The 2,768-nt window shown below is 72.3% G+C and carries 2 protein-coding genes; both read right to left on the minus strand.

Annotated elements, in window-relative coordinates; all coding sequences use genetic code 11:
- Window positions 1–2,245 (minus strand): cytochrome P450/oxidoreductase (locus tag ACWF94_RS38055; protein WP_453499462.1); only part of this gene is annotated, 2,245 nt, incomplete at its 3' end.
- A 129-nt stretch (window positions 2,246–2,374) separates the two neighbouring features.
- The coding region (locus ACWF94_RS38060) for a zinc-binding dehydrogenase (protein ID WP_453499464.1) at window positions 2,375–2,768 on the minus strand (394 nt) is incomplete at its 5' end.

Consider the following 2,768-nt stretch of genomic DNA (forward strand, 5'->3'; position numbering starts at 1 on the left):
GGTCCAGGACGAGCCGGTCGCTCCGGCAGCGCCCGACGCAGATCATCATCGTGCGCCCGGCGAGGCGCTCCTCGTCGCTGAGCACGGAATCCCGGTGCTCCGGTGTCCCGGCGATGACACGGGTCTCGCAGGCGCCGCAGTATCCCTTCTCGCAGTCGTAGGACAGGCCGCTCACGGCATCGCGCAGCACCTCGATGAGGCGTCGGTCCGGCGGCACGGTGTAGGTGCCCCCGGTGCGCGCGAGCTGGACCTCGAAGGCGCGGTTCTCCGTGGCGTCGAACGCCGTTTCGAGGTCGTCGCCTGCGCCGAAGCGTTCCAGGTGCAGCCGGTCGGTGAGATCCAGCCGGGCGCACTCGCGCTCGACGGCCGCCAGCATCGGTGCCGGACCACACGCGTATACGGCGGTGTTCGCGCCCAGCCGGTCCAGCAGCCGGGGGAGGTCCGGCAGCCCGGCCTCGTCCTGCGGGAGCAGGGTGAGCGCATCGCCGGCGACGGCGGCGAGTTCATCGGCGAACGCCATCGTCGAGCGGGTGCGTCCGCCGTACACGACGGTGAAAGGCGTGCCACGTCCGGCGGCCTCGCGGACCATGGCGAGGATCGGTGTGACGCCGATGCCGCCGGCGAGGAACAGATACGACGGCGCCTCGGCGAGCGGGAAGTGGTTGCGCGGCCCGCGTACCGCGAACGTGGCTCCGGGGCGGGCGAGTTCGTGGAGTTCGGCCGAACCGCCCCGGCCCAGCGGCTCACGCAGGACCCCGATGCGCCACGCCGTGGCGTCGGCGGGGTCACCGCACAGCGAGTACTGACGCAGCCGGCCCGAGGGCAGACGCAACTCGATGTGCGCGCCCGGCCGCCACGCGGGGAGTTCACCGCCGTCCGGCAGGCCGAGGCCGACGGCGACGACACCCTCGGCCGCGGCGCGCACCGAGGTCACCCGCAGCGGGGTGGGCGTGCTCAGCGCGCGGACCGCGCCTGCCGCGGCTGTCGCGCGGGAACCGGGTGTGAAGACCGCCGGGACCGCGTCCCAGCCGGACTGGTTGCCGCGTGTGGGGTAGGGAACGAGCCCTTCCTCGATCACCCGGTAGTCGGGCAGCCGGGTCAGGACCTGTGTCATCATCGCGCGGAACATGGCGCGGGCGAGGTGGGCGCCGGCGCACCTGTGCGATCCGATCCCGAAGCTGAGGTGCCGGCTGGCGTCGCGGTCGAGTCGTACCCGCTCGGGGTCGGGGAACACGGCGGGGTCGTGGTTCGCGGCGACCCACGGGATCAGCACCCGGTCGCCCGCGCGCATCGGGCAGCCGCCGACCTCGACGTCCCCGGTGACCGTGCGTGCCATCGACTGCGACGGGGCGAACGCGCGGAGGAATTCCTCGGTCGCGCTGTCCAGCAGATCGGGGGAGTCGATCAGCCGCCGGCGCTGCCCGGGGTGGCGAGCCAGGTGGACGAGCGTCGATCCGGTCAGCGAGGTGGTGGTGTCGACCCCGCCCGCGATCAGCAGGCCGATCACCGACACCAGCTCGTCCTCGCCGAACTCGCCGCCGTCGGCACGCCGGCCCGCCACCAGCGTGCTGACCGCGTCGGCCCGTGGCGCCGAGCGGCGCTCGGTGATCAGCTCGCGGATACGCCGGTCCATATGGGCCAGCCCCGCGGCCCCGCGCACGGCGCGCTCACTGCCGGCCGGTGCGGCGAAGATGTCGTGGATCGGCCCGGCCAGCTTCGCCCAGTCCTCCTCGGGGAAACCCAGCCAGTCCAGGGTGACCGCGGCCGGCAGCGGGTTGGTGAGGTCGCGGACGAAGTCGCAGGAGCCCAGCTCGATGAAGTCGTCCACGACGCGGGCGGCGTGGCGCTCGATCATGGGTACCAGCTGCCCGACCGCCTCCGGGGTCAGCAGCGGGTTGATCAGCTGCCGGTACTCGGTCGAATGCGGCGGGTCCAGCTCGATCGGATACTGTTCGAGCCCCGGTCCCTTGGGGATGACGATGCCGACCCCCTGCCCGCCGTGGTCGCCGCGGGCCGAGGAGAACGTCGCGTCGTCGCGGGCGATCCGGGCCACGTCCGCGTACCGCGTCGTGTAGTGGAAGCCGCCGTGGGCGGCCGAGCGGCCCACCGGGCAGCGCTCCCGGAAGCCCGCGTAGTAGGCGACCGGGTCGGCGTTGGCGTCGTCGGAGTGGTGGTCGAAGTCGGTGTCGGAGTCGGTGTCGGAGTCGGTAACGAAGTCGGCGGACGTGTCGAAGTCGGCGGACATGGTGGCACGCTCCACGTGCTCGGAACTCTGCGCGGTGTTGTCCGGCCGCGCCACCGGATGCCGGCTGCCTCAGCGGTGTCGGTCACCCTAAGGTGTGCCGCTGAGCCTGACAACGTTTGTGGGCGATGCTCAGAAGGTCAGCACGGCTTTGCCGACCGAGCCGGACCGGACCGCCGCGACGGCCTCGTTGATCTGCTCGAACGGGAAGTAGGTGATCATCTTCTCGACGGGGAACCGGCCCTCGGCGTTGAGTTCGAGCAGTTGCGGCAGGAACAGCTGCGGAAGGCTGGACCCGGCGACGATGCCGGTGACCGTGCGTCCGTTGAGGATGCTGCGCCAGTCGAAGCTCATCGTCCCGCTGGGGCCGACGCCGATGACACCGGCGCGGCCGAGCGGTCCGAGGGCCTCGACGGCGGTGCGCAGGACGTCCTCGCGCCCGGTCGTGTCGATCACGAAGTCGAACCCCTCGGGAACCAGTGCGGCCAGCTCTTCGGCGGTCCCCCCGGCCGAGGAGTCGACGGAG

It is taken from the genome of Streptomyces sp. NPDC055078 (assembly GCF_053607985.1).